Consider the following 22,756-nt stretch of genomic DNA (forward strand, 5'->3'; position numbering starts at 1 on the left):
GGGATCCGGCCGCCGGAGCTTTCGCCCGTCCGGAGACCCGTGAGGAGAAAGGCACCGCGCCATGGACGCCATCGACGAGCAGATCATCACCGAACTCACCCGCAACGCCCGGATCTCCCACGCCGAACTGGGCCAGCGGGTACGGCTGTCCCGCAACGCCGTCCGCCAGCGCGTCGAACGCCTGGAGCGGCAGGGGCACATCGGCGGCTACACGATCGTCCGCCCGTCCCACGGGCCGGACAGCACGGTGGTCGCCGCGCACGTCCTCGTCTACCGCGAGGACCGGATGCGCGGCGGAGACGTCCTCGCCGCGCTCAAACGCATCCCCGAGGTGGTCTCCTGCGATGTCCTCAGCGGCCAGTTCGACCTGCTGGTCAGCGTGGAGGCGGCCTCCCTGGAACGCGTACAGGGCATCTGGGAGCAGATGGCCCAGATGCCCGGTGTACGGGACACGGTGACGGCGCTGGCGCTGTCCCGGGTGGTCAGCCGGCCGCGGTGACGTCCGCGGCCATGAGGCGCAGCGCGGTCGTACGGTCAAGCAGCCCGCGTCGTACGACGATGTCGGCGATGTCCGCCCCGGTCCGTGCCGCCTCCCGGGCCACGTCGGCGGCGGTCTCGTGGCCGATGCGCGGGGCGAGCGCCGTCACCGCACCGACGGTTCCGGCCGTTCCGGCGCCGGTGCGTGCGAGGTGCTCGCGGTTGGCGGTGATGCCCGCGACGCAGCGGGTGCGCAGCGCCGCGCAGCCGTGCGTCAGCCAGCCGATGTGCTGCAACAGCAGGTGCCCGATGAGCGGTTCGAAGGCGTTGAGCTGCAACTGCCCGTTGTCGGCGGCCATGGTGATCGCGACGTCCGCGCCGGCGGTCGCGAAGGCGATCTGGTTGACCATCTCGGGGATCACCGGGTTCACCTTGCCCGGCATCACCGACGAACCGGCTTGCAGGGCGGGCAGGTTGATCTCGGCGAGGCCCGCGTGCGGTCCGCTGGCGAGCAGCCGCAGATCGCTGCACACCTTCGACAGCTTCACCGCCGTACGCTTCAACACCCCCGACACCAGCAGGAACACGCCGGTGTCGGAGGTCGCCTCGACCAGGTCGGCGGCGGGCGTGAGGTCGAGTCCGGTCAGCGCCCGCAGGTGTCGTACGGCGGCTGCCGCGTAGCCCGGTTCGGCGGCGATGCCGGTGCCGATCGCGGTGGCGCCGAGGCTGGTCTCGGCCAGCAGCGGCAGGGTCTCGCCGATCCGCTGGACGTCCTCGGCGAGCGTGACGCCGAAGGCCGCGAACTCCCGGCCCAGCGTCATCGGCACGGCGTCCTGCAACTGGGTGCGGCCCACCTTCACGATGTCCGCGAACTCCTCGCCCTTTGCTCTGAACTCGGCGGAGAGAAGCGTGAGTTCGGCGGCCAGTTCGGTCAGTGCGGCGCTGATGGCGATCCGCAGGGCGGTGGGGTAGGTGTCGTTCGTGGACTGACAGCGGTTGACGTCGTCCAGCGGGTCGAGGTGCTCGTAGCGACCGCGCTCGTGGCCCAGGTGCTCCAGGGCGAGGTTGGCGATCACCTCGTTGGCGTTCATGTTGGTGCTGGTGCCCGCGCCGCCCTGGATGACGTCCACCCGGAACTGGTCGTGGTGCCGGCCCTCCGCGACGGCCCGGCAGGCCGCCGCGATCGCCCGCACCTTGTGCGGTTCCAGGACCCCGATCTCGCCGTTGGCGAGCGCCGCCGCGTGCTTGACCTGGGCCAGGGCCCGGACGAGAGGGGGGTGGGCGCCGACGGGAACCCCGCTGACCCGGAAGTTCTCCAGGGCCCGCGCGGTGTGCGCACCCCAGTAGGCCTCGGCGGGTACCGCCACGTCCCCGAGCGCGTCGGACTCGATCCGGAACCCGATGCCCGACTCGCTCACGCCGGCTCCCTGTTGAGGCAGACCACCTTCGGCTGGGTCATCTCCTCGTAGGCGAAGCGCACGCCCTCGCGGCCCATGCTGCCGTACTTGAAGCCGCCGAACGGCATCGCGTCGAAGCGGTAGTCGGAGGAGTCGTTGACCATCACGCCACCGGCCTCCAGCAGGTCGGCCGCGGCCATCGCCCGGTCCAGCGAGCCCGTGAAGACGCCCGCGTGCAGGCTGAAGTCGATCTCGTTGGCCCGCGCGACGGCCTCCTCGAAGGAGTCCACGGGCTGGAGCACGACGACCGGCGCGAACGCCTCGTCGCGCCAGATCGCCGAGGTGCCCGGCACGTCCTCCAGCACGGTCGGCGCGTACAGCGAGCCGTCCCGCTGGTGCCCGCACAGCAGCCGCGCGCCCTCGGCGAGCGCGGCCGTGACCGTGGCCTCGGCGGTGGCCGCCGCCTGCTCGCTGATCATCGGGCCGACGTCGGTGCCCACGTCCGCCGGGTCCCCGGCCCGCAGCCGCCGGGTCCGCTCGACGAAGGCGTCCCGGAACTCCGCGTACACCTCGCGCTCGACGAGGATCCGCTGGGTGCCGATGCAGTTCTGCCCGGCCGCCCAGAACGCCCCGGAGACACACGCCGCCACGGCCGCGTCTAGGTCGGCGTCCGCGAGCACCAGGACGGGGGCGTTGCCGCCCAGGTCCATCGCGAGTTTCTTCAGACCCGCGGTACGGGCGATGGCCTCGCCGGTACGGAACCCGCCGGTGAAGGACACCATCCGCACGTCCGGCGCCGCCACCACGGCCGCGCCCAGTTCGGCGCCGCCGTTGACGACGGTCACCACCTCCTCCGGCAGCCCGGCCTCGACCAGGGTGTCGACCAGCCGCAGCGCGGACAGCGGGGTGAGCAGGGACGGTTTGAGGACGACCGCGTTGCCGCCCGCGACCGCGGGGCCGAGCTTGTGCGCGACCAGGTTGAGCGGGTCGTTGTACGGGGTGACGGCCGCGATGACGCCCAGCGGCTCACGGGTGAACCAGCCCAGCCGGCCCTCCGATCCCGCGTACGCGTCGAAGGGCACCACCTCGCCCGCGTTGCGGCGGGCCTCGGCGGCGGACAGCCGCAGGGTGTTGACCGCGCGGCCGGTCTCCTTGCGGGCCTGGACCAGGGTCTTGCCCGCCTCGGCGACGATCAGCCGGGCGAACGACTCGGCCCGCTCCTCGATCAGCCGGGCCGCGCCGTCCAGCACGGCTGCACGGGCGGCGCGGGAGAGCCGACGGGCCGTCTCCCGCCCGGTACGGGCCCGCCGCAGCACGTCGTCCACGGCGGTGGCCGGGGTGAGGCAGACGGAGCCGATGGTCTCGCCGGTGTAGGGGTTGCGCACGGCAGCCATGCCGATGCTGCCGATGCTGAGGGAGGCGCTCAGGGCGGTGTCAGCCACGGCGGGCCTCCTGAAGGGGCTTGTTGTCGGCGACCGTGCCGACCGTGCCGACCGCACCGGCCATGGTCTGCTCATGGATGCCGATGACGTCCGACAGCAGGGCGTACGCCGTCTCCATGCGGCCGGCGCCGGGGCCGCCCACCGTCACGGTGCCCAGCAGGTCGGTGTGGAAGGCGACGGTGTTGACGGGCCCGGTGACCCCGGCGAGGGGGTGCCCGTCGGGCAGCGCGACCGGGGCGACCCGGGCCTCGACGGTGCCGTCCGGGCGGCGGGCGGCGGAGCCGACCAGCTTCCAGCGCAGCCCCTCGGCCGCGGCCCGGCGGACGTCCTCGGCGGCGAGGGCGGAGATCCCGGTGCAGGGCACGTCCGCGCGGGTCAGGTCGGCGCCCAGCACCTCGTTCGCGAGGATCATGACCTTCAGCTGGACGTCGTACCCCTCGACGTCGGCGGTCGGATCGGCCTCCGCGTACCCCAGGGCCTGGGCCTCGGCGACGGCGTCCGCGAAGGACAGGCCCGACTCCAGGCGGCCGAGGACGTAGTTGGAGGTGCCGTTCAGGACGCCCTCGAAGCCGGTCACGGCGAGGCCGCCGAACATCCGGCGGGCGGTGCGCAGCACGGGGGTGCCGGACATCACCGTGCCCTCGAACTCGAAGCACACCCCGTGCCGCCGGGCCAGTTCGCGCAGGGCCTGGCAGTGCAGGGCGACCGGTCCCTTGTTGGTGGTGCACACGTGCTTGCCGGCCTCGATCGCCCACCGCACGTGCGACAGCGCGGGCTCGCCGTCGGCGGGGTTGGTGAAGGTCGCCTCGGCCACGATGTCGGCGGGCACCTCGCGGATCACCCACTCGTTGCGGGGGTCCGCGCTGCCGCCGTCCATCGGGGAGAAGTCCAGTTCGCCGGGGGCGGCGGCGAGCAGCGGAGCCAGGTCGATCCCCTCCCCGTCGGTGCGGACCAGCGAGCCGGCCCGTAGGTCGGTGATGGCCACCACCCGCAGCGCGAAGCCGAGTTCGGCCTCCAGCGCGTCTCCACGGCCGGCGATCAGCTCCGCGAGCGCACGGTTCACGCCGCCGAATCCGATGAGCGCGAGGTCGTATCGGGTCATCCGGTCCTCCTTCTCCAGCGGCACCGCCCACTTGGCGGCCCGACCACGGACAGCCTCACGCGCGGGCCGGTCAGCGAAGCCATGCCGAAACGACCGGAAGACCTGCCGATGTGCACCGGACACATACCGCTCGTCCTGCGTCGCAGTCGCCGTGCCAGCCCGCTGACCACCGGCCCGCTGATCACCCGCTCGCTATAGTGCGAAGGTGACGACGAACGGCCCCACCCCCCGCCCATCCGGCATGGGGACGGCCTCCTCGCTGCGCATGGCCCTCCGGATGGTCAACACGGTCCTGGACCGGGAAACCTCCGGCCGGAACGGCTTCAACGTCAGCCGGCTCGCCGACGAGGTCGACGTGGAGCGCAGCAAGGCGTCACGCACCACCCAGGACCTGTGCGACAAGGGCTTCCTGGAGCGCCTCGACGACTCGACGCTCCGCGCCGGCAGCGCCTTCTTCACCACGGCGGCGTCCCTGCATCCCGGCCTGCTGGCCCGCAGCCGCCCGCTCCTGCGCCGCCTGGCCGTCCAGCACAGTGCGGGCGCACGGCTCTCCGTCCGCGACGGCGTCCAGGTCCGGCTGCTGCGCGCCGAGTCCGCCGCGGGTTTCGCCCAGGAGTGGCAGGGCGGGACGAGTCTCGTCACCCCGTGCTGGTGCACCGGCGCCGGCCGGGCGCTGCTCCTCGACCACACCGCCGAGGAGATCACCACCCTGCTTGAGGACTACGAGCTGATCGGCGTCGGCGGCCCCAACGCGGCCCACTCGGCGAGCGAGGTCGCCGCGGCCAACGACCGTGACCGCCTGCGCGGTGTCATCGCGGCGCACGGTGAGTTCGAACACGGCGTCACCGAGTACGCCATACCCGTACGCGACACCGCCGGACGCATCAGGGCCGCGGTGTCGGTCGTCGGCAGACAACAGGACCTGACGGTCCACGAGCGAACGATCCACACGGACCTCACGGCCGCCGCCACAGCACTGGCGAAGTACATCGACGGTGCGGACACACCGCCCTGACCCCGCCGAGCCGCGTTCCGAGGACCGCGGCCCGCACGAGTTCTTCGCCCGCGACGACATCCCGTCGGACAAGGAGCCACCGGCTCCGCGTCGCGAGGTACGGCACCACCACCGGCATCCGCTGGGACGACTCTGTTCGCGCGGCTTTCCCCGCGGATGCCAACGCGGGGCCGGGGCGGGGCGCGAACGCAACCGGCGCGGTGTGACAAGTACGGGGTGAGACCGTCGTCCGGCGGTCGGAGACGGAGCTTCCGTGGAATCGGAGCACGACACGTACGGCGATCGTGACAGTGACACCCAACTGTCCCTGTCGGCCGCGGATCCGGCGGCGTTCACGCCTCTGGTCGAGAGGTACTCGGTGGCGCTGCACGGCTACTTCGCGCGGCGGATGCCCGGCGCGGCGGACGATCTGCTGGCCGAGGCCTGGCTGCAGGCGTTCGCCGCGCGGCACACGTTCGACGCCTCGCGCGGGTCGGCGCGAGGCTGGCTGTTCGGGGTGGCCCGCAACGTCCTCGCCGGCACCGTGCGGCGGGCGGCGCGGACAGAGGCCCCGCCGGGGGATCAGGTCACCGACCCGTGGCAGGCGGTGGACCAGCGGCTGGACGCGGCGGCGCTGGCGCCCGCGCTGCGCGGCGCGCTGGCCGAACTGCCCGCAGAGGAACGGGAGGTGATGCTCCTCGTCAGCTGGGAGCAGCTGACGCCGGCCGAGGCGGCCGCCGCCGTGGGCATCCCGGCGGGGACGGCCCGTTCGCGGCTGCACCGGGCCCGGGGCCGGTTGCGCGAACGGCTCGCGCCGGCCCGCCGGGCGGGCCGGCGCCCTGCCGTGACAGGAGACCTGGCATGAGGACACACGACATGGAGGAGACGGGCGTGAGCGAGCGGCAGGCACTGATGGACTTCCCGGGCGGCACGGCGCTGCAGGCGGCGGGCCGGGTCGAGCCCCCGTCCGCGCAGGTGCTGGCCCGGGCGCTGGCGGCGGTCGAGGAAGCCGTGCGGGAGGACGTGGGCCGGGCCCTGCGGGAGGAGGTACGGCAGGACGCCATGGTGACGGTGACGCCGTCGCACAAGCGCCGTCGCGTCCTCGCCGTCCTGGCGTTGGCCGCGGTCGCGGCCGGCGTCACGGTGGTCGGCGTGAACACGGAAGCGGGTACCCGGCACGGGGCGCGGCCGCGGTCCGCATCGGTTTTCCTCAACGACGTCGCCGAGGTCGCCGCCACGCAGTCGGCCGGTTCGGGGAGGTACTGGAAGGTCGAGACCGATTCCGCCGAGTCGTACATCACGCGTTCCATGGACGCCACCTACGTCATCTCCGGCAAGACCCCCCGCAAGACCCGGTTTCCCGGCTGGCGGCTCGGGTCGAAGACCTACGACTGGAACGGTCTGGACCGGCTGACCACGAACCCGGCGCTGCTTCTGCGGCAGATCGAGACCACGACCAAGGCCTCCGCCGACCAGGACGAGGACGCGGGAACGCTCGGCTTCGTGCAGGCGACCACCCTCCTCGCCAACGCCCCCGCCGGCCCGCGACTGCGCAGCGGCCTGTTCCGGGCGCTGGCCGAACTGAAGGGCGTGACCGTCGTCGGCACCGCCAAGGACAGCGCCGGGCGCACCGGGACGGAGCTGGCCTACCACGGGGGCGTCGGCACCACCAAGGTGATCATCGCCCCGAAGACCGGCACCCTCCTGGAACTCACCGAGCCGTGGAGGACCGAGAAGGACCAGCGCCGGGCGACGTACCTGTCCACCGGCCTGACCGACACGATCGGCTGACGGACGACGCGGAACGGCGCACAGCCCCGCCCTGGACCGTGCGCCGTGGCCGCGGGGCCCCGCTCCGGCATGCCTCGCACGTGACGCAGGGCATTCGGGGCATTCGCCGGACGCGGGGGTCGTCGGCGCGGCTCCGGCTAGTCCGGGCGTGGGCCCGCTGCTCCCGCGACCGTGCGCAGCAGCGGGCGGCTCGCCGCGCTCGCGCCGGCCAGACCCGCGAAGCCCAGCGCCAGGCAGCCGGCGAGGAGCAGGGCACTACCGCCGTCCAGGTGCGGGGCGCCCCCGGCGAGCGTCAGCGGTGCCGCGCAGAACAGCCCCGTGAGTACCGCGCCGCCCGCGAGCACGGCGGCCGGCAGCACCGACTCCGTACGCCTGGCCGTGTCGAGGACCCGCAACGGCGTGCCCGCGAGGTGCAGCAGGCCGTACGTGCGGCGGCGGTCCAGGACGGAGGAGGCGGCCGTGATGGCCGTGGAGGCGATGGCGATGGCGAAGCTCGCACCGAGCACGGCCAGTGTCACGAGGTGGAAGTCGCGGTCGAACTGCCGCGACTGCCAGTCGACGTCCGGGCCCGTGAGCGGGTACTGGCCGGGCACGAGGCCGGTGAGTGCGGCGCGCGCCGCGTCCAGTCGGCCCGGGTCGGTGACGGTCGCGGTGACCTGACGCTCGCCGCGTCCGCCCGCGCCGGTGGCGACCCAGTCGTCGTCCGTGCCGACGGTGGCGTGGATGCCCGCGCGCTCCAGGCGTGCGGCGGCCTGCTGTCGTACGGCGGCGACGCGTTCCTTCGGCACGGACAGCGCGAGCTGGTCCGCACTGCCCCACGGTGAGCCGCCGCCGAGGCTGAACAGCGCGAAGAAACCGGCCACGAAGGCCGCCAGGGTCAGCGCCGACACCGCGCGCCACCCGGACTTCGGGTCGTCGAGCAGGCGGCGCCCCGCAAGGAGCGTCGCCGGTCGCCGCGCCGACCCGGCGACGAGAGCGCCGAGTACCCCGACCACCCAGGGACCGATGACCGACAGTGCGGCGAAGACGGCGGCGCAGCAGTACACCACCGCGTCGATGTCCATCGACCTGCCCTTGGACAGCAGCCCGTAGCCGGCCAGTACGGCGACGAACAGCAGTGCGCGTACGGCCTTCAGACGGGGGGTGCGCGAGCGGCGTACGACTCCGAGCGGGCCCACGACCACCTGCCGCAGCCCCGCCAGCGCGCTGGCCGCCACCATCAGCACCACGCCGGCGAGTACGGCGAGCAGGACTCCCGTACCGACCCAGAGATCGGAGACGTACCAACTGCCGCCCGCCAGGGGGACCTTGGCCGCGAGCGGCAGCAGCACCGCATAGCCCAGCGCGCCCGCGACGGCCCCCGCCGCGCCGGTCAGCACCGCCTCGGCCACCGCGATCCCCGCGATCCGGCCCGGCGCGGCGCCCAGCAGCCGCAGCGTGGCCAGCCGGGTGTCGCGACGGGAGACGGACAGCCTGGCCGAGGACGCGCCGAGCACGAGCAGCGGCACGATCAGCAGGGCCGTGGCGATCTTCACCAGAGCCTGGTACTGCACGCCGAGGCCGTCCACCGTGCGCTTCCCCGCGAAGTCCGCGACGGGCGTGGGCGTGACGATGTCCCCCGGACGGCGCGGGTCGGTGCCGCGCCGCACCGTCATCGCCGGGTCGTCGGCGCGATGCCCGACGACGGCCACCTTCTCGCCGGGGTCGACCAGCGCGGCGCGGCCGAGCGTGCCGGTCGTGCGGTTGGCGCCGGGCAGTCTGCCGAGCGCGGGCGAGGTCCATACCTCGCCCGGTTTCGGGAACCGCGGCATACCGGGAGGCGCGGGCGCCTCGCCGCTCCGACCCGGCAACGCCGCGACATCGACGACGGTCACGGGCTCACCGCCGATGAACGTGGTGCCCACCGCCTCGACGGCCACGGCGCGCGAGAGCCCGGCCTCGACGGGGGTGCGCCAGTCGGCGTGCGCGGCGCGTGAGCCGAAGCCGAGGTTGGCGCCGACGCACAGGAGCAGCAGGGTGGTGCAGATCGCCGCGGCGGCGACGGACAGCCCGGCCCCGAGCCGGCCGAGCCGGCCGCCGCCGCGGAGCAGCCGCCAGGTCAGTGTCCAGGTGGTGCGGTCCAGGGGCCTCGCAGTCCTCATCGCACGACTCCGCCGGTCACGGCGGCCGTTGCGTCGGCCGGCACGGCGGACGTCACGTCAGCCGTTGGGCCGGTTCCGGCCGGGCCCGCGTCAGCTTCTGAGTCCGCCTCTGCCCCCGCCCCCGCCCCGGCCCCCGCGTCCCGTACGATCCGCCCGTCCCGTACCTGCACCGTGCGGTCGCACCAGCGGGCCACCGCCCGGTCGTGGGTGACCACGACCAATGCGGTGTTCTGCCTCCTGGTGACCTCCGTCAGCATCCGGATCACGTCCTGTCCGGTGGCCTGGTCGAGCGCGCCCGTCGGCTCGTCGGCGAAGACGACCTGGGCGCCCGCGACCAACGCCCGGGCGAGCGCGACCCGTTGGGCCTGTCCGCCGGACAGCTGGCCGGGACGGCTGTCCTCCTTGCCCGCCAGGCCCAGCGGCGCGAACCACTGACGCGCGCGCCGCTCCGCCTCGCGGCGTGCGGTACCGCCGAGCATCAGCGGGAGCGCCACGTTCTCCACGGCCGGCAGTTCGGGCAGCAACTGCCCGAACTGGAAGACGAACCCGAAGCGGGTACGGCGCAGCTCGCTGCGGTGCGGCTCGCGCACCTGGTCGATGCGCTCGCCGTTCAGCAGCACCTGCCCGCTGTCGGGGCGCTCGATGTTCGCGAGGCAGTGCAGCAACGTCGACTTGCCGGACCCGGAGGGCCCCATCACGGCCAGCGACTCGCCCGCCCGCACGGCGATGTCCACGCCGTCGAGCGCACGGGTGGACCCGAAGGACTTGGTCAGTCCGATGCCGCTCAGCACGGGCGGCGAAGAGGTGTTGTTCATGCGGTCCAACATCCGCTTCCGGCAAGGCCCGTGGCCTCGGTCGGCCGACCGGTTCGGAGCCGCCGCGTCGTCCTTTCGGCCGAGGCCGTACGACGGGGGCCGCCCCTACGCTGCGGGATGTGCGAGACGCGAGAGACAGAGACGAAAACCCCCGGAACTCCCCGCCGCCCCACCGCACCGCCCTCGCCGCACTCGGGGTGGTCATGGCGCTGTTGTGGGTGGTCGACGTGGCCGGTGTCGCGTCCGGCGCCGGACTCGACGGCGACGGCGCGTGGTGGAGGCTGGCCCCGGGCGTCGTGGCGGCCGTCGCGCTGCTGCTGCCCGGCAGGCGTCTCGCGCCGGCCTGGAGCGCGGGTGCCGCGGTGCTCGCCTCCTGGACGGTGACGCTGGTCTTCTTCACGTCCGTGTCGTCGTCGCTGCCGGTCGGCTGGGGCCTGCTGGAGACGGTGTGCCTGCTGCTTCTGCTGATGCGCACCACGAGAGACGTACCGAAACCCTGGCTGTCCGCCACGCTGGGCACCGCACTCGCCTCCGCCGTGATCGCGGCCCCGATGCGGATGGACGACGAGAGCGGCAACGTCTACTTCTCGTTCCTCCTGATCTTCTTCACGGGCGGCGCGGTGGGCATCGGCTCCTACCTCCGCAGCCTCGACGAGCGCCGGAGCCGTGCCGTCACCGAGACGCGTCAGAACGAGCGTCTGGAACTCGCCCGCGAACTGCATGACTTCGTCGCCCACCACGTCACGGGCATCGTCGTCCAGGCCCAGGCGGCCCAGGCGATCCGCGAGATCGCACCCGAGCAGGTGGATCCGCTGCTGCGCGGCATCGAGCGGGCCGGGGGCGAGACCCTGCAGTCGATGCGCAAGCTGGTGCGCGTGCTGCGCGACGACAGCACACGGGCGGTACGGCCGGGGGAGCTGTACGCCGAACTGGGCGAACTGGTCGCCACGTTCTCCGAACACGACGCCCCCGCCACCCTCCATTTCGCCGCCGAGGCCCGGCAGGCGCGGCCGGCCCCCGAGGTGGAGACCTCCGTGCGCAACGTCGTGCGCGAGGCGCTGACGAACGTACGCCGCCACGCGCCGGGATCACCGTCCGTCTCCGTACGGGTCGCCCTGTCGGACGATGCCGACGATCACGGTGCTCAAGGCGCTCACGGCGCTCACGGCGACAGGGGCGACAGGGGCGACAGGGGCGACAGCGGCGATCGCGTGGCTGCCCGGCGGCTTCGGGTCGAGGTGCACAACGCGCCATCGCCCCGGCCGGTGGCGCCGAACGCCGAACCGCTCGGCGGGCGCGGCGGCCTCGGCCTCATCGGGCTGGCCGAACGCGCCGAGGCCGTCGGCGGCACGCTCCACGCGAGCCGGGCCGAGGACGGCGGCTGGCGCCTGACGGCGGAGTTCCCGCTGCGCGGCGCTGTGGCAGGATCCCCCGCATGACCAACGCCATCGGCAACGGACCTGCCGTCAGCGTCCTGATAGCCGACGACCAGGAAATGGTCCGCACGGGCTTCCGGTTGATCCTCCAGGCACAGCCCGGCATCGAGGTCGTGGGCGAGGCGGCCGACGGCGCGGAGTGCGTGGACCTGGCCAGGAGGCTGCGCCCCGACGTGTGCCTGGTCGACATCCGCATGCCGAAACTCGACGGGCTGGAGGTGACGCGGCTGCTCGCGGGTCCGAAGGCCGTCGATCCGCTGCGCGTGGTGGTCGTGACCACCTTCGACCAGGACGACTACGTCTACGGGGCGTTGAGCAACGGTGCCTGCGGGTTCCTGTTGAAGGACGCCGGCCCCGGACTGCTGGTGGAGGCCGTACGGGCGGCCGCGCGCGGCGACGCGCTCATCTCGCCCTCCGTGACCGTACGGCTCCTGAAGCGGATCGGTGAACAGCGGCCGCGGCCCGCCGGCGGCGGCGAGGTGTCCTCCGGCCCGCTGACGGAACGGGAGTTGGACGTGGCCCGGCTGGTCGCCGACGGACGGACCAATCAGGAGCTCTGCGCCGAGCTGTGCGTCACCCTCTCCACCGTCAAGTCCCATCTGACGAACATCCAGGTCAAGTTGGGGGTACGGAACCGCGTGGAGATCGCGGCCTGGGCGTGGCGCTGCGGCGTGGTCGGCGACCGCTGAACCCTGTTCACTTCTCCAGGCCGTAGTCGAAGCTCACCCGGTCGCCGTGCACTCCGGTCACGGAGATCAGCATCGTCTTGGTCTCGCCCTTGAAGACGGCGGTGCACCTCACGGTGTAGTCCATCTTCGCGCGCAGCCCGCTCGGGCAGCTCACGGACTGCGGGCCGTCCTGGACGAAGGGGATGCCGTAGTTCTCCTTGGCCAGCTTCTCGACCACCGTGCTCGGAACCGTGTGATCCGCGCCGTCCGCGGTGGCGACCGACGAGTTGTCGAACACGTTCCACGCCGTCACCACGCCTGCCGCCAGCACGGCCGCCGCGGCCAGGGCTATGACGATGCGCTTCATGGGGTGCTCCCTCGGTTCCTGTGACGGCCGGACCCTACCGGCTGTTCTCCACAGAGCCTCCTCTGCCACCTGCTCAACTTCCTCGGCACAAAGGCCGGTTGTGACTCCCGAGCCCCGGCCGAAAGGACGATGGCCGAGCGCTGCGCCCAAGCCGTCGTCCTTTCGGCCGAGGCTCGGGGGCCGCTACCGGCCGTTGTACCGAGGCAGTGACGCGCGCTGGGAGAGGAAGCTCTGCGGAGAAGAGCCGGTAGGAACCGGGCCGTCACAAGAGCCGAGGCTCCCCCGTGAAGCCCGGCCGCCCCGAACATCAACCAGCCCTTTTCACAAGGATGTTGGGATACTCTCACGCTGCCCGACATCAGTCGCCACACATCGCATACGTCACACACATCGCATACATCGCACACGTCGCACACGTCGCACATGTCACGCGAGAGTCCGGGATTCCCATGTCTGTCCCCCAACCCCGCCGGTCCGACGCACTCGCCTACGCGGCGGCCGGGATGGAACCTCCGCCGCCGGTCCCGCTCAGGAAGAACGACCCCGTTCGGGTCGGCCCGTACGTCCTGATGTCGGTGCTGGGCACTGGAGGGATGGGCCGGGTCTACCTGGGCCGGGACACCACCGGCGGTTCGGGCCTGGCCGCCGTCAAGGTGATCCGGCCCGAATACGCGGAGGACCCCCAGTTCCGCAAGCGCTTCGCACGCGAGGTCGGTGCACTGGACCGCGTCGAGGGGGCGCACATCGTACGACTGCTCGGCAGCGGCTGCGACGAGGACCTGGTGTGGGTGGCCACCGAGTACGTCCCCGGGCCCACCCTCGCCGAAGTCGTCGACGCGCGGGGGCCGATCGACGCGCCGGCCGCCTGGCGGCTGCTGGCCGACCTGGGGCGTGCGGTCGAAGCCATCTGGCGCGCGGGGATCGTCCATCGCGACCTCAAGCCGTCCAATGTGATCCTGGCCGCCGACGGCGCCCGGGTCATCGACTTCGGTGTCGTCCAGGCCACCGACGGCACCTCGATCACCGTCACGGGCCAGAACGTGGGAACGCCGGCCTTCATGTCCCCGGAGCAGGTCAGGGGCAAGGAGGTAACCGCCGCCTCGGACATCTTCGCGCTGGCCTCCGCCCTCGCCTACGCCGTCACCGGGCACGCGCCGTTCGGTGACGGCACGGGCGTCGACGTCCTGCACCGGGTCGCCTTCGAACCGCCGAAGGAACAGGTCCTCGACAAGGTCGCGGCCGTCGACACGGAACTGGCCGCGTTCATCCGCACCTGTCTGAGCAAGGAACCCGAAGCTCGCCCGTCACCGGAGACGGTGTTCCGGACCGCCATCGGGCACCAGCTGCCCGCGCCGGCCGAGCGGCCACCACGGTCCGCTCCGCAGCGGGCGCCCCTTCGCGACCGCCGCCCCGCCGCCCCCGCGCCGCCCATGCACCCGCCCGCCGCACCCGCTACTCCTGCCACGCCCGCCACTCCTGCCACGCCCGCTACTCCTGCCGCTCCTGCCCGGGGGAGGCGCAGAAGGCTCATCGTGGGCGCGGCAGCCGCAGCAACGGGTCTCGTGGCCGCCGCGGCCGTCACCGCGTCGCTGCTGTCGCCGGGCCACTCCAGCGCGACCGCCCACCCCGGACCCGGCGGGTCGCCGATCGTGACGGACAGCCCGTCCACCACGGCCGGCAGTTCGCGGAAGGACACACCGACCGCCAGCCCGTCGAAGGCGGACCAGGCGGTGCAGAAGTCACCGAGCGCGGCGGCCACGAAGGACTCCGCCGGCCAGGACTCCGGTACGGCGGACCTGCGCACCGCCGCCTGCCCCGCCGAGCTCGTGTCGGGGGCCACCGGCGCCTGCGTCAAGGCCCTGCAGCTTCTCCTGGGCGGTCACGGCCTCTATGTCCCGGTCGACGGGGAGTTCGACGCGGCGACCGTCGCCGCGGTGGAGGCATTCCAGACCGAGGCCGCCCTCACCGCCGACGGAAAGGCCGACGCACAGACCAAGAGACTCCTGTACGCCCTCCCCCGCGGAACCGTCCGGGCCGGCTCGGTCACGGTGACCGAGAGCGTCAACGCCACCTCGGTCGCCCGTTGCCTCGACAGCCGCGGGCCGAACCCCCAGGTGTGGGGGTGCGATGCCACGGCCGCCCAGAAGTGGGCGTTGTACCGCGTGGCCGGCCAGGACTCCCAGTACCTCGTCGTCAATCGGGGCAGCCATCTCTGTCTGGACGCCGACGCCGGCACGATCGGCCAGAACGGCCAGAAGGTCCGGACCACCAGCTGCGACGGACTCAGCGCCCAGCGATGGCGGCTCGGCAGCGGCGGAACGCTGGTCAGCGTCCCGGACGGCCTCTGCCTCGACGCCGACGCCCCCACCTCCGGACAGGACGGCCAGCCGGTACAGGGCTGGGGCTGCGCGGGCAGCGTCAACCAGGTGTGGAACTGGTCCTGAAATCTCTTCGGTACCCGTCAGCCCCTGTGGACGGTGATCGAGATGTACTGGGTCAGCTGGCGGACGGGGGCCGTGCTCCGGCAGCGTGCCCACAGCCTGGGCGCGCCGGCCACGGGGCCGGCCGGGATGGTGACCGTTGCCTCGAAGGATCCGGTGGCGAGCGCGTCGACCGAGAGCAGCGCGTACGTGGCGTCGGCCCTCGCGGTCGTCTGCGGCTGCGCCAGGGACTTCTCCTCCTCCATCGAAAGGACCAGCTTCGCGCCTCGCTCCCAGCGGATACCGAGGGAGACCGCGGCGCCCGGAGCGCAGCCCGTGCCGCGGAGTGTGACCGCCCCGCCGGGCACGCTCCGCGAGGGCGAGGCACGCAGAGACGGTGCGTCGGTGGTGGGACGGGGAGCGCCGGATGACGTCCGACCGGGGCTGCCGGCTCCGGAGCCCCCTGACCCGAGGGCCAGCGGCAGAACCACCAGGGCGCTGACGGTCACGGCGGCTACCGTCGCCATCTGCCGTGCCTTACGACGGCGCCGGGCACGTTGCCGCAACTGCCCGACCGGCGGTCGCCGGGCGGCCCGGGTGCCCTCCTCGACGAGGCGGCGCAGCCTGCTCTCAGGGTCGGCCATGGCGGGACAGAGCTCCTTCCGGATCGGCGGCCAGGTGGCGGGCCAGGTTCGCGCGGGCCCGGGCGAGCCTGCCCCGCACGGTGCTCACCGGCAGCCCCAGCTCCTCGGCGACCTGCTCGATCGGCAGGTCGAGCACGTCGTGCAGCAACAGGACCGGGCGCTGGTTCACCGGTACGCGGCGCAGCATCTCGGCGACGCCGGCCGTCTGCGCCGTGAGCTGAGGCTGAGGCTGGGGGCGTTGGGCGCCCAGGCGCAGCAGGGCCGCGGCACGGCGGCGCAGCCTGCGGATCTCACTGACCGCGAGGTTGATCGCGACCCGGCGCACCCACAGTTCGGGCACGTCGTACGCCTGGATCCGGGGCCAGCGGTCCAAGGCCCGGACGAAGGCCTCCTGCACGACGTCCTCGGCCTGTTCAAGACTGCCGGTGACCGAGAACAGCTGGCCGACCAGTCGCGAGTACGACGACTGGTAGAACTCCTCGAAGTCCATCGGACCGGCCGGCTCTCCCCGGTCACCGTCCTTGTCATGGTCCACTTACTTGGCGGGGGGCACCTGGACCATTTCCACGCGCTTCTGGGCAGGGGACAGCGCGAGCCAGGCAAGCTGGTCGGCGGTGGCCTCGCCCTTCGCCTTCAACTGTTCGACCAGTTGGTTCTCCTTGGCGATCTGGGCGGCGGTCGGGCCGGTGGTCGTCACCTTCACCGCGTACTGAAGCTGCAGGAGAAGCCTGTTCTCATCGACGTCCTCAGCCTTGGTCTTGGCCTCAGCCCTGGCCTCGGAGGCCTTACCGGCGGACGCCTGCGTCTTCACGTGCTGCTGGGCGGTGGCCTGCGGCTTGGTGGTGGCTCCGGGCGAGGCCAGCGCCGTCGAGGCGAACACGGCGCACAGGGCTGTGGCGGCGACGCCGAGGGCGGCGAATCCGATCATGCGATGCTGCATAGTCAGTCGATCCTTCGTAGGTGGGGTAGGCACGACGGCGGCGGCACGCAACGCGGGCGACGAGCCCGTCGCCGTCTCACCACCCCCACGCCACAGCCCCCGCCCAGCACACACCCCTCGGGTCTTCGTTATCGATCCGAGACACCTTGCGAGTAATTCGCCTTCCCCGTAAGGGAGATACCCGACCCCGACCCTGCGGAAATCCCGCAGCCGCCGGACTGGTGCGACCGGCGTGGGGCTCGTCGTCGTCCGTCATCTCATGCCGGCCCACCAGGGCGCCGTCGAGGGTGACCGAGCGGGGTCGGCGAGGCGATGGAGGGTGGCCGTGAACCGGGCACAGCGGTTCACGATGTAGTCGCGCCCCTCGCTTTCCTCCCGACGACCGCGGACTCTCCTCACCCGGGGCCGCCGGCCCCTCCTTCACACGGTCACGCGCGCGGAAGGCGTCGGCTCGGCCGCGTCGGCCGACACGCCCTTCAACCCGCGTACCTGCGGAAGGGCCAGCGGCAGCACCGCGGCGACCGTGATCAGCAGGGCAGCAGCCGCCAACGTCGTACGAAGTCCCAACGACTCGACCGCCGGGCCGGTGAGCAGGTAGGCGGCGGGTACGGGCAGTGTCTGGCCGAGCGTCGAGTACGACAGGGTCCGGCCCAGCAGGTCACCGGGAATGCGTTCCTGCAGCAGCGAGGCCCACACGATCACGGCGACCTCCAGGCCCGCCCCCGCCAGCAGGGCGGCAGCCACCAGCACGAGCACCGGTGTGCGCGCGGCTATCGCCGCCAGGGGCAGGGCCAGGGCCCCTGTCCCGGCACACACGGTGAACCCGGCACCGGAGGGCCGCCACACCAGTGCCAGCACCGCCCCGACGATCAGCCCGCCGGTGAACGCCGAGACGACGACTCCCCACAGCCCCGCACCGCCGAGGAACCGCTGCCCGTACAGGGGACCCAGCAGCTGATAGCCGGCCAGCCACGCGGGCCCGATCAACGCGGCCTGGCACACCATCACCCCCAGCCAGCGCCGGCACCACAGCTCGCGCCAGCCTTGACGCAGGTCGACGGCGAACCGCGTCCGGGACCGCACCGCTCGGGGCAGTGCCCCGGCTCGCGCGAACAGCAACGCCGACGCCGCGAAGGTGACCGCGTCCCAGCCGATCGCCCACGCCGGACCGGCCGCGGCGATCAGCACACCGCCCAGCGCCGGGCTCGCCGCCTTCCCGGTGTTCTGCCCGAACTTCAGCAGCGCGTTGGCGGTGTGCCGCTGTCCGGCGGGGACGGCCTCGGCGACGGCGCCGTCGGCCGCCGGGGCGAAGAACGCGCCCGCCGCCCCGCACACCCCGGCCGACACCGCCAGGTGCCACACCCGGGCCGCACCGGACACCAGCAGCACGACAGCGACCGCTTCGGCGAGAGCGCAGGCCAGGTTCGACCACACCACCACCCTGGACCGGTCGACTCGATCGCAGACCACTCCACCGACCGGCAACAGCGCGAGCTGCGCGACGACACCGGCCGCCAGCACCACGCCCAGGGCCCTCGGGCCACCGCCGACACCGAGCACCGCGAACGCGAGAGCGAGCGGAGCAACCGCCGAGCCCGTCCACGACAACAGCCGAGCAGTGAAGTGCAGCCGAAAGCCCCGGTGCCCCAGCAGCGCCCCTGCCCCCGAGTTCAGCGGCCACATCCCGACCAGTTCCCCGCTCCACCCCGGACCTCATGGAATCCCGGCGGCACATCCCCTCGGGAAGATCGCTGCGACTCTAGAGCAGCAGCACGGCCAGGGCCCACAACACCGCACCCTCCCGAGCAAGAACTTCCGCCAAGCAAACCCCAGCAAGCCCCACCCTCAACACAACCCACTCTTCACCACGAACTCGTCACCCACCAAAGCGACTTCACACCTACACCCCGCCGCGATAACGCTGACCACTTGAAAATCCGTCTCACCATTCGAGCCACCCGCTGCCACCGCCGCCAGAGCGACACCTTGAGGTTGTGGTCACCCCGAACGGCACCCTGCCGCCTACCACCGCACCCACGGCGTCCACTACTTCCACGGCTGCTACTCCGTCGGCGACGACACCCTCTGGGGCGTCAACCGCCGCAAGAAGGGAGCTGGCAGCACCCTGGCCGCGCTCAGGTCGATCCGCACGGCCCGCCCGGACGGCGCCCCGATCTACACATCCTGGGCCAACCCGATAGAAGCCCACTTCGGGCCGCTGCGGCAGTTCACCGTCGCCAACTCCCACCACCGCAACCACACCGTCCAGACCCGGGCCCTGCCCGGCACCCCGACGTCCTGGCCGCCCAGGGGAAGGAGCGTGCTCGCATCCGTAGCGAGAGGAGTTTGCGCTGGGGCGGACGACCAGCCGCCGCGTGATCAGTCGCTGACGTCCAACGTTGCGTGCTCGTGCACGCCGAGCCCGGCCAGCACCGAGCGCACCCGTTCCAATGCCGGGCCGCGATCGAGGCTCTCCTCACTCTCCAAGTCGAGATGACAGCGACCCACCCCGCTGCCCGCGCCCGTAATCTCGCCGTCCGGACCGAACACCGCGCTCCTCCCAGCCAACCCGGCGAACCATACCGGTCACAGCACTTGCGACGGCCGGCGTGTGGCCACGGCGCTGGAGCCCTCAGCTGGGGAAGCGACGGCGCTCGGAAGGCCACGTGATTGTTGACCTGGGCTTATGCAGTTCCCCTTGTCCTCGAAGAGGCCGAGGTCGAAGGCGCCCTCCGCGCGAGGCCACCACCGCGAATCGATCTTCGTAAACCGGTAGTACATCCTGATTCGCGAGATTTTCATGTGATGGTGCGCAGTTCGCGTGATAATAGACCTATAGCGGGAGTGCCTCCCCGGAGCGGCCTGACAGGGCGGTGCCCCGGTGACGGGGGCCTCCAGGCAAGGGAAGTGAGCAGGGTGTCGGTCGCCTGGGACCGCATCGGCGGACTCGTAGACGCTCATGAGCGCTTTCTGTCCGGTGCGCAGGTCGAAAGGGACGTACGCGGTCCGATCCTCGATTCCTGGAAGCGATGCAGGTCAGAAGGGGTCGAACCGCACGACGTGCTGCTGCCGTACACCCCTGACCTGGAGCTGGACGACCGTCTCATTCGTGCGATCGAGCCGGTGCTCAAGGATCTGACCGCGTCGTTCTCCAACATGAGCATGACGATCGCGCTCTGTGACGCGCAGGCCCGCATGGTCCAGCGGCACGGCGGTGGGCGTCAGCTGCTCCAGCGCCTCGACGAGATCAACTTCGCCCCTGGTTTCGACGCCTCGGAACGGGTCGCGGGCACCAACGGTGTCGGCACAGCACTGGCCGGGCGGGGCCCGATCTATCTCGCCGGCCGTGAGCACTTCTCCGACTGCCTGCAGCCGTTCAGCTGCGCGGGTGCCCCCATCCGCGACCCCCTCAGCGGGCGCATCGAGGCGGTCCTCGACCTCACCTGTCTGCGCGGCGACGGCGACCCCGCCATGCTGCGACTGGTGCGGGAGGCCGCCCGCGACATCGAGACCCGGCTGTTGGAACAGGCCACGGAGCGGGAACGGGCACTGCTCGCCGCGTATCGGCGGGCCTGCCGCGACACGGATGGCTCCAGTGGCCGGCCACGGCACGCCCCGCCCGCACTCTCAAGTTCCGACCCCGAGAACGGCCGCGTCGGCCAGGTCGACCTGGCGGTGCTGCGTGAGAAGGCCGAGGAACTCCTCGCCACACCGCAGCGCACCCTCGACACGGTGGCCCTTTCCGGCGGGCGGGAAGCCACGCTGCTGCGCCACGCGGTCACGGGAGCGGCAGGTGAGACGGGCGCGGTCGTCGAGGTCCGGCTCCTTGGCGGTCCGAGCCTGCGCCATGCCGGACTCACCGCGCCGACCAAGTCGGGGCGGCCGACGGCGCCGACCGCGATGCCCCTGACCGCCGTGCCGGCGACGCCCTCCTCGGTGCCGGGGCCGCACGTCCGAGTACTCCCACGTGCGGACGGACCGCCGCCCCCGTCGGCGGCAGCGGCTTCGCCCGCCCTCACCGTGGTCGGCCCGCAACCCCGGCCCCGGGCCGGAACCGAGGGGAACGGCAGTGCCTCCGGCTCGGTCGACGGCTGGGTGCTGCTCGTCGGCGAGCCCGGCGTCGGCAGGCTGGCCGTGCTGGCCCGCAAGCGTCTGGAACTGCTGCACGACGCCAGCGTGTGCATCGGAACAACCCTGGACGTCACCCGCACCGCGGAGGAACTGGCGGAGGTGACCGTCACCCGGTTCGCCGATCTGGTGGTCGTCGACCTGCCCGACTCCGTGCTGCTCGGTGACGAGCCCGAGCCGCTCGGCGGGCAGACGCCGCTGCGCCGGGTCGCGCTGGGCACCGTGCGCGAGGAACTGCCCGTGTACGGCGTCGGCGACCCCGTCCAGTACGTGCCCTCCACCCCACAGGCCCGCTGCCTGGAGACCGGGCAACCCGTACTCGAACCCGTCCTGGCCGACGCCGAGGGATGGATCGCCCAGGAACCGGCACGGTTCGGGCGGGCGCTCACGGTGGGCATCCACTCCCTGATCACGGTACCCCTGCAGGCCCGCGGCACGATCCTCGGCGTGGCGAGCTTCTACCGCTCCGAGAAACCCGCCCCCTTCGAGGACGACGACCTGTCCCTGGCCCAGGAACTGGTCGGCCGGGCCGCGATCTGTATCGACAACGCCCGCCGGTACACGCGTGAGCACAACACCGCCCTGGCGCTGCAGCGCAGCCTGCTGCCCCGCGGGCGGCCCGAGCAGAACGCCGTCGAGGCCGCCTACCGGTATCTGCCCGCGCAGGCCGGAGTGGGCGGCGACTGGTTCGACATCATCCCGCTGTCCGGCGCCCGGGTGGCACTCGTCGTCGGCGACGTGGTCGGCCACGGTCTGCACGCCGCCGCCACCATGGGCCGGCTGCGCACCGCCGTGCACAACTTCTCCGCCCTGGAGCTGCAGCCCGACGAGCTCCTCACCCAGCTGGACGACCTGGTCGGTGGCCTCGACCCGGCTGAGCCTTGGTCGGTGGAGCCCGGTCACCCGGACCCTGGAATCGTCGGCGCGACCTGCCTGTACGCCGTGTACGACCCGGTGTCCCGGAGGTGCACCCTCGCCCGTGCCGGGCACCCCCAGCCCGCGGTGGTCGGGCCCGACGGGTCGGTGGAGTTCGTGGACCTGCCCTCGGGGCCACCGCTGGGTCTCGGCGGCATGCCGTTCGGGACCGCCGAACTGGAGCTGGCCGAGGGCAGCCAACTGGTTCTCTACACCGACGGTCTGGTCGAGGACCGGTGCCGTGACATCGACACCGGCCTGGACAAGCTCCGCGCCGTCCTGGCAAGCGCCGGCCGGGAACCGGAGGAGACCTGCGAGGCGGTCCTGGACGCGCTGCTCCCCGCTCGGCCGGCCGACGACGTCGCCCTGCTCGTCGCCCGCACGCGCGCGATGGGCTCCGATCAGGTCGCCCAGTGGGACCTGCCCAGTGATCCGGCGGTCGTCTCCCGCTCCCGTGCGGCGGTCACCGCCCAGCTCACCGCCTGGGGGCTGGACGAGCTGGCCTTCGCCACCGAACTGGTCGCCAGTGAGCTGGTCACCAATGCCATCCGGCACGCCGTCGGCCCGCTCCGGCTACGGCTGCTCCGCGATCGCGCCCTCATCTGCGAGGTCTCGGACGGCAGCAGCACGCTGCCCCGGCTGCGCCGCGCCAGGAGCGAGGACGAGGGCGGGCGCGGTCTCTTCCTCGTCGCCCAGCTCACCGAACGGTGGGGCACCCGTTACACCAGCGAAGGAAAGACCATCTGGACGGAACTGCCCCTGCCGTGACGCCCGGACGCCGCTTTCACATCGAGCTCGGCGAACAGGCGCAGCCGATGCGTCCTCACCGTGGCCGTGGCCTCGGCGATCACGAGGTTCAGGGTTGCGTCTCTCCGCCGCGGACCAGACCGCTTTCGCAGGCAGTGACGACGAGTTGGGCGCGGTCGCGGGTGCCGAGTCCGGGCATGGCCCGGTTGGCGTGGGTCTTGACGGTCACCGGGGTGACGAAGAGGCGTCCGGCCGTCTCCCTCGCCGCCGAACAGCGGCTGCGGGATGGCCGCCATGCCTGACGTCACGCGAGGATGCCACCAGGACTTGCC

At 72.5% G+C, this 22,756-nt stretch carries 18 protein-coding genes and 3 pseudogenes; 9 read left to right on the forward strand and 12 right to left on the reverse strand.

Translation table 11 applies throughout. The features are described from left to right. Window positions 1-61: 61 nt before the first annotated feature. Entirely contained in the window at window positions 62-499 is a 438-nt protein-coding gene (locus tag ACGFZS_RS08385) for an Lrp/AsnC family transcriptional regulator (protein ID WP_362337645.1), read from the forward strand. On the opposite strand, the gene ACGFZS_RS08390 is transcribed toward ACGFZS_RS08385, so the two are convergent. From ACGFZS_RS08390 to ACGFZS_RS08400, 3 genes are read right to left on the reverse strand one after another with little or no spacing between them, the layout of a single operon-like run. Continuing rightward, on the reverse strand, window positions 483-1,895 hold the full coding sequence (locus ACGFZS_RS08390; RefSeq protein WP_393794447.1) for an aspartate ammonia-lyase: 1,413 nt from the start codon (window positions 1,893-1,895) through the stop codon (window positions 483-485). The genes ACGFZS_RS08385 and ACGFZS_RS08390 overlap by 17 nt on opposite strands. Continuing rightward, the gene (locus ACGFZS_RS08395; RefSeq protein ID WP_393794448.1) at window positions 1,892-3,316 is read right to left on the reverse strand and encodes an aldehyde dehydrogenase family protein; all 1,425 of its coding nucleotides are present in this window, start codon (window positions 3,314-3,316) and stop codon (window positions 1,892-1,894) included. Before ACGFZS_RS08395 ends, ACGFZS_RS08390 begins: the two co-directional genes overlap by 4 nt. Continuing rightward, complete coding sequence (locus ACGFZS_RS08400) at window positions 3,309-4,418, reverse strand: homoserine dehydrogenase (RefSeq protein WP_393794449.1); 1,110 nt, start codon at window positions 4,416-4,418, stop codon at window positions 3,309-3,311. Before ACGFZS_RS08400 ends, ACGFZS_RS08395 begins: the two co-directional genes overlap by 8 nt. A gap of 205 nt (window positions 4,419-4,623) precedes the next feature. Between ACGFZS_RS08400 and ACGFZS_RS08405 the strand changes: the two genes are divergently transcribed. The 3 genes from ACGFZS_RS08405 (at window position 4,624) to ACGFZS_RS08415 (ending at window position 7,203) form a co-directional block, all read left to right on the forward strand. Beyond that, complete coding sequence (locus ACGFZS_RS08405) at window positions 4,624-5,433, forward strand: IclR family transcriptional regulator C-terminal domain-containing protein (protein WP_393794450.1); 810 nt, start codon at window positions 4,624-4,626, stop codon at window positions 5,431-5,433. 253 nt (window positions 5,434-5,686) lie between these two features. After that, the gene (locus ACGFZS_RS08410; RefSeq protein ID WP_393794451.1) at window positions 5,687-6,277 is read left to right on the forward strand and encodes an RNA polymerase sigma factor; all 591 of its coding nucleotides are present in this window, start codon (window positions 5,687-5,689) and stop codon (window positions 6,275-6,277) included. Beyond that, the gene (locus ACGFZS_RS08415) at window positions 6,274-7,203 is read left to right on the forward strand and encodes a hypothetical protein (RefSeq protein WP_393794452.1); all 930 of its coding nucleotides are present in this window, start codon (window positions 6,274-6,276) and stop codon (window positions 7,201-7,203) included. Before ACGFZS_RS08410 ends, ACGFZS_RS08415 begins: the two co-directional genes overlap by 4 nt. A 137-nt stretch (window positions 7,204-7,340) precedes the next feature. On the opposite strand, the gene ACGFZS_RS08420 is transcribed toward ACGFZS_RS08415, so the two are convergent. Both ACGFZS_RS08420 and ACGFZS_RS08425 read right to left on the reverse strand, forming a co-directional pair. Beyond that, window positions 7,341-9,344, reverse strand: coding sequence for an FtsX-like permease family protein (locus ACGFZS_RS08420; protein WP_393794453.1), 2,004 nt, complete (start codon window positions 9,342-9,344; stop codon window positions 7,341-7,343). A gap of 146 nt (window positions 9,345-9,490) precedes the next feature. After that, window positions 9,491-10,159: pseudogene (locus tag ACGFZS_RS08425) on the reverse strand (ABC transporter ATP-binding protein); the annotation flags it as partial. A gap of 119 nt (window positions 10,160-10,278) precedes the next feature. On the opposite strand from ACGFZS_RS08425, the gene ACGFZS_RS08430 reads away from it, so the two are divergent. Continuing rightward, window positions 10,279-11,598, forward strand: a complete 1,320-nt coding sequence (locus ACGFZS_RS08430; RefSeq protein WP_393794454.1) for a sensor histidine kinase — start codon at window positions 10,279-10,281, stop codon at window positions 11,596-11,598. Beyond that, window positions 11,595-12,284: a response regulator gene (locus ACGFZS_RS08435; RefSeq protein ID WP_393794455.1), complete on the forward strand. Its 690-nt coding sequence runs from the start codon at window positions 11,595-11,597 to the stop codon at window positions 12,282-12,284. Before ACGFZS_RS08430 ends, ACGFZS_RS08435 begins: the two co-directional genes overlap by 4 nt. 7 nt (window positions 12,285-12,291) lie before the next feature. Here the strand turns inward: ACGFZS_RS08435 and ACGFZS_RS08440 are convergent, their stop codons facing one another. Next, window positions 12,292-12,630 (reverse strand): DUF4333 domain-containing protein, encoded by a 339-nt coding sequence (locus ACGFZS_RS08440; protein ID WP_393794456.1) that lies wholly within the window; start codon window positions 12,628-12,630, stop codon window positions 12,292-12,294. Window positions 12,631-13,079: 449 nt separating this feature from the next. On the opposite strand from ACGFZS_RS08440, the gene ACGFZS_RS08445 reads away from it, so the two are divergent. After that, on the forward strand, window positions 13,080-15,074 hold the full coding sequence (locus ACGFZS_RS08445; RefSeq protein WP_393794457.1) for a protein kinase: 1,995 nt from the start codon (window positions 13,080-13,082) through the stop codon (window positions 15,072-15,074). Between the two features lie 17 nt (window positions 15,075-15,091). On the opposite strand, the gene ACGFZS_RS08450 is transcribed toward ACGFZS_RS08445, so the two are convergent. From ACGFZS_RS08450 to ACGFZS_RS08465, 4 genes are all read right to left on the reverse strand, one after another. Next, window positions 15,092-15,694 carry a hypothetical protein gene (locus tag ACGFZS_RS08450; protein ID WP_393794458.1) on the reverse strand — a complete coding sequence of 201 codons (603 nt, stop codon included), beginning with the start codon at window positions 15,692-15,694 and terminating at the stop codon, window positions 15,092-15,094. Beyond that, window positions 15,681-16,184, reverse strand: a complete 504-nt coding sequence (locus tag ACGFZS_RS08455) for a sigma-70 family RNA polymerase sigma factor (protein WP_393794459.1) — start codon at window positions 16,182-16,184, stop codon at window positions 15,681-15,683. Before ACGFZS_RS08455 ends, ACGFZS_RS08450 begins: the two co-directional genes overlap by 14 nt. A 45-nt stretch (window positions 16,185-16,229) precedes the next feature. Beyond that, complete coding sequence (locus tag ACGFZS_RS08460) at window positions 16,230-16,634, reverse strand: hypothetical protein (protein WP_393794460.1); 405 nt, start codon at window positions 16,632-16,634, stop codon at window positions 16,230-16,232. A gap of 420 nt (window positions 16,635-17,054) precedes the next feature. Continuing rightward, on the reverse strand, window positions 17,055-18,317 hold the full coding sequence (locus tag ACGFZS_RS08465) for an MFS transporter (protein WP_393794461.1): 1,263 nt from the start codon (window positions 18,315-18,317) through the stop codon (window positions 17,055-17,057). A 313-nt stretch (window positions 18,318-18,630) separates the two neighbouring features. On the opposite strand from ACGFZS_RS08465, the pseudogene ACGFZS_RS08470 reads away from it, so the two are divergent. Then, window positions 18,631-19,013: pseudogene (locus ACGFZS_RS08470) on the forward strand (IS630 family transposase); the annotation flags it as partial. Here ACGFZS_RS08470 and ACGFZS_RS08475 read toward each other — a convergent pair. Continuing rightward, the gene (locus ACGFZS_RS08475; protein ID WP_393794462.1) at window positions 19,014-19,184 is read right to left on the reverse strand and encodes a hypothetical protein; all 171 of its coding nucleotides are present in this window, start codon (window positions 19,182-19,184) and stop codon (window positions 19,014-19,016) included. A 357-nt stretch (window positions 19,185-19,541) separates the two neighbouring features. On the opposite strand from ACGFZS_RS08475, the gene ACGFZS_RS08480 reads away from it, so the two are divergent. Next, entirely contained in the window at window positions 19,542-22,445 is a 2,904-nt protein-coding gene (locus ACGFZS_RS08480; protein WP_393794463.1) for a SpoIIE family protein phosphatase, read from the forward strand. Between the two features lie 88 nt (window positions 22,446-22,533). Here the strand turns inward: ACGFZS_RS08480 and ACGFZS_RS08485 are convergent. Next, window positions 22,534-22,683 (reverse strand): annotated as a pseudogene (locus ACGFZS_RS08485) (DNA-binding response regulator); the annotation flags it as partial. Between the last annotated feature and the right edge of the window lie 73 nt (window positions 22,684-22,756).

This window comes from Streptomyces sp. NPDC048288 (assembly GCF_043201555.1).
Classification (GTDB): Bacteria; Actinomycetota; Actinomycetes; order Streptomycetales; family Streptomycetaceae; genus Streptomyces.

Excerpts from the sequence above, each read along its gene's own strand:
- ACGFZS_RS08385 (WP_362337645.1), top strand. The coding sequence starts at position 62 with ATGGACGCCATCGACGAGCAGATCATCACCGAACTCACCCGCAACGCC.
- ACGFZS_RS08400 (WP_393794449.1), bottom strand. The coding sequence starts at position 4,418 with ATGACCCGATACGACCTCGCGCTCATCGGATTCGGCGGCGTGAACCGT.
- ACGFZS_RS08415 (WP_393794452.1), top strand. The coding sequence starts at position 6,274 with ATGAGGACACACGACATGGAGGAGACGGGCGTGAGCGAGCGGCAGGCA.
- ACGFZS_RS08420 (WP_393794453.1), bottom strand. The coding sequence starts at position 9,344 with ATGAGGACTGCGAGGCCCCTGGACCGCACCACCTGGACACTGACCTGG.
- ACGFZS_RS08435 (WP_393794455.1), top strand. The coding sequence starts at position 11,595 with ATGACCAACGCCATCGGCAACGGACCTGCCGTCAGCGTCCTGATAGCC.
- ACGFZS_RS08440 (WP_393794456.1), bottom strand. The coding sequence starts at position 12,630 with ATGAAGCGCATCGTCATAGCCCTGGCCGCGGCGGCCGTGCTGGCGGCA.
- ACGFZS_RS08445 (WP_393794457.1), top strand. The coding sequence starts at position 13,080 with ATGTCTGTCCCCCAACCCCGCCGGTCCGACGCACTCGCCTACGCGGCG.
- ACGFZS_RS08450 (WP_393794458.1), bottom strand. The coding sequence starts at position 15,694 with ATGGCCGACCCTGAGAGCAGGCTGCGCCGCCTCGTCGAGGAGGGCACC.
- ACGFZS_RS08455 (WP_393794459.1), bottom strand. The coding sequence starts at position 16,184 with ATGGACTTCGAGGAGTTCTACCAGTCGTCGTACTCGCGACTGGTCGGC.
- ACGFZS_RS08460 (WP_393794460.1), bottom strand. The coding sequence starts at position 16,634 with ATGCAGCATCGCATGATCGGATTCGCCGCCCTCGGCGTCGCCGCCACA.
- ACGFZS_RS08465 (WP_393794461.1), bottom strand. The coding sequence starts at position 18,317 with ATGTGGCCGCTGAACTCGGGGGCAGGGGCGCTGCTGGGGCACCGGGGC.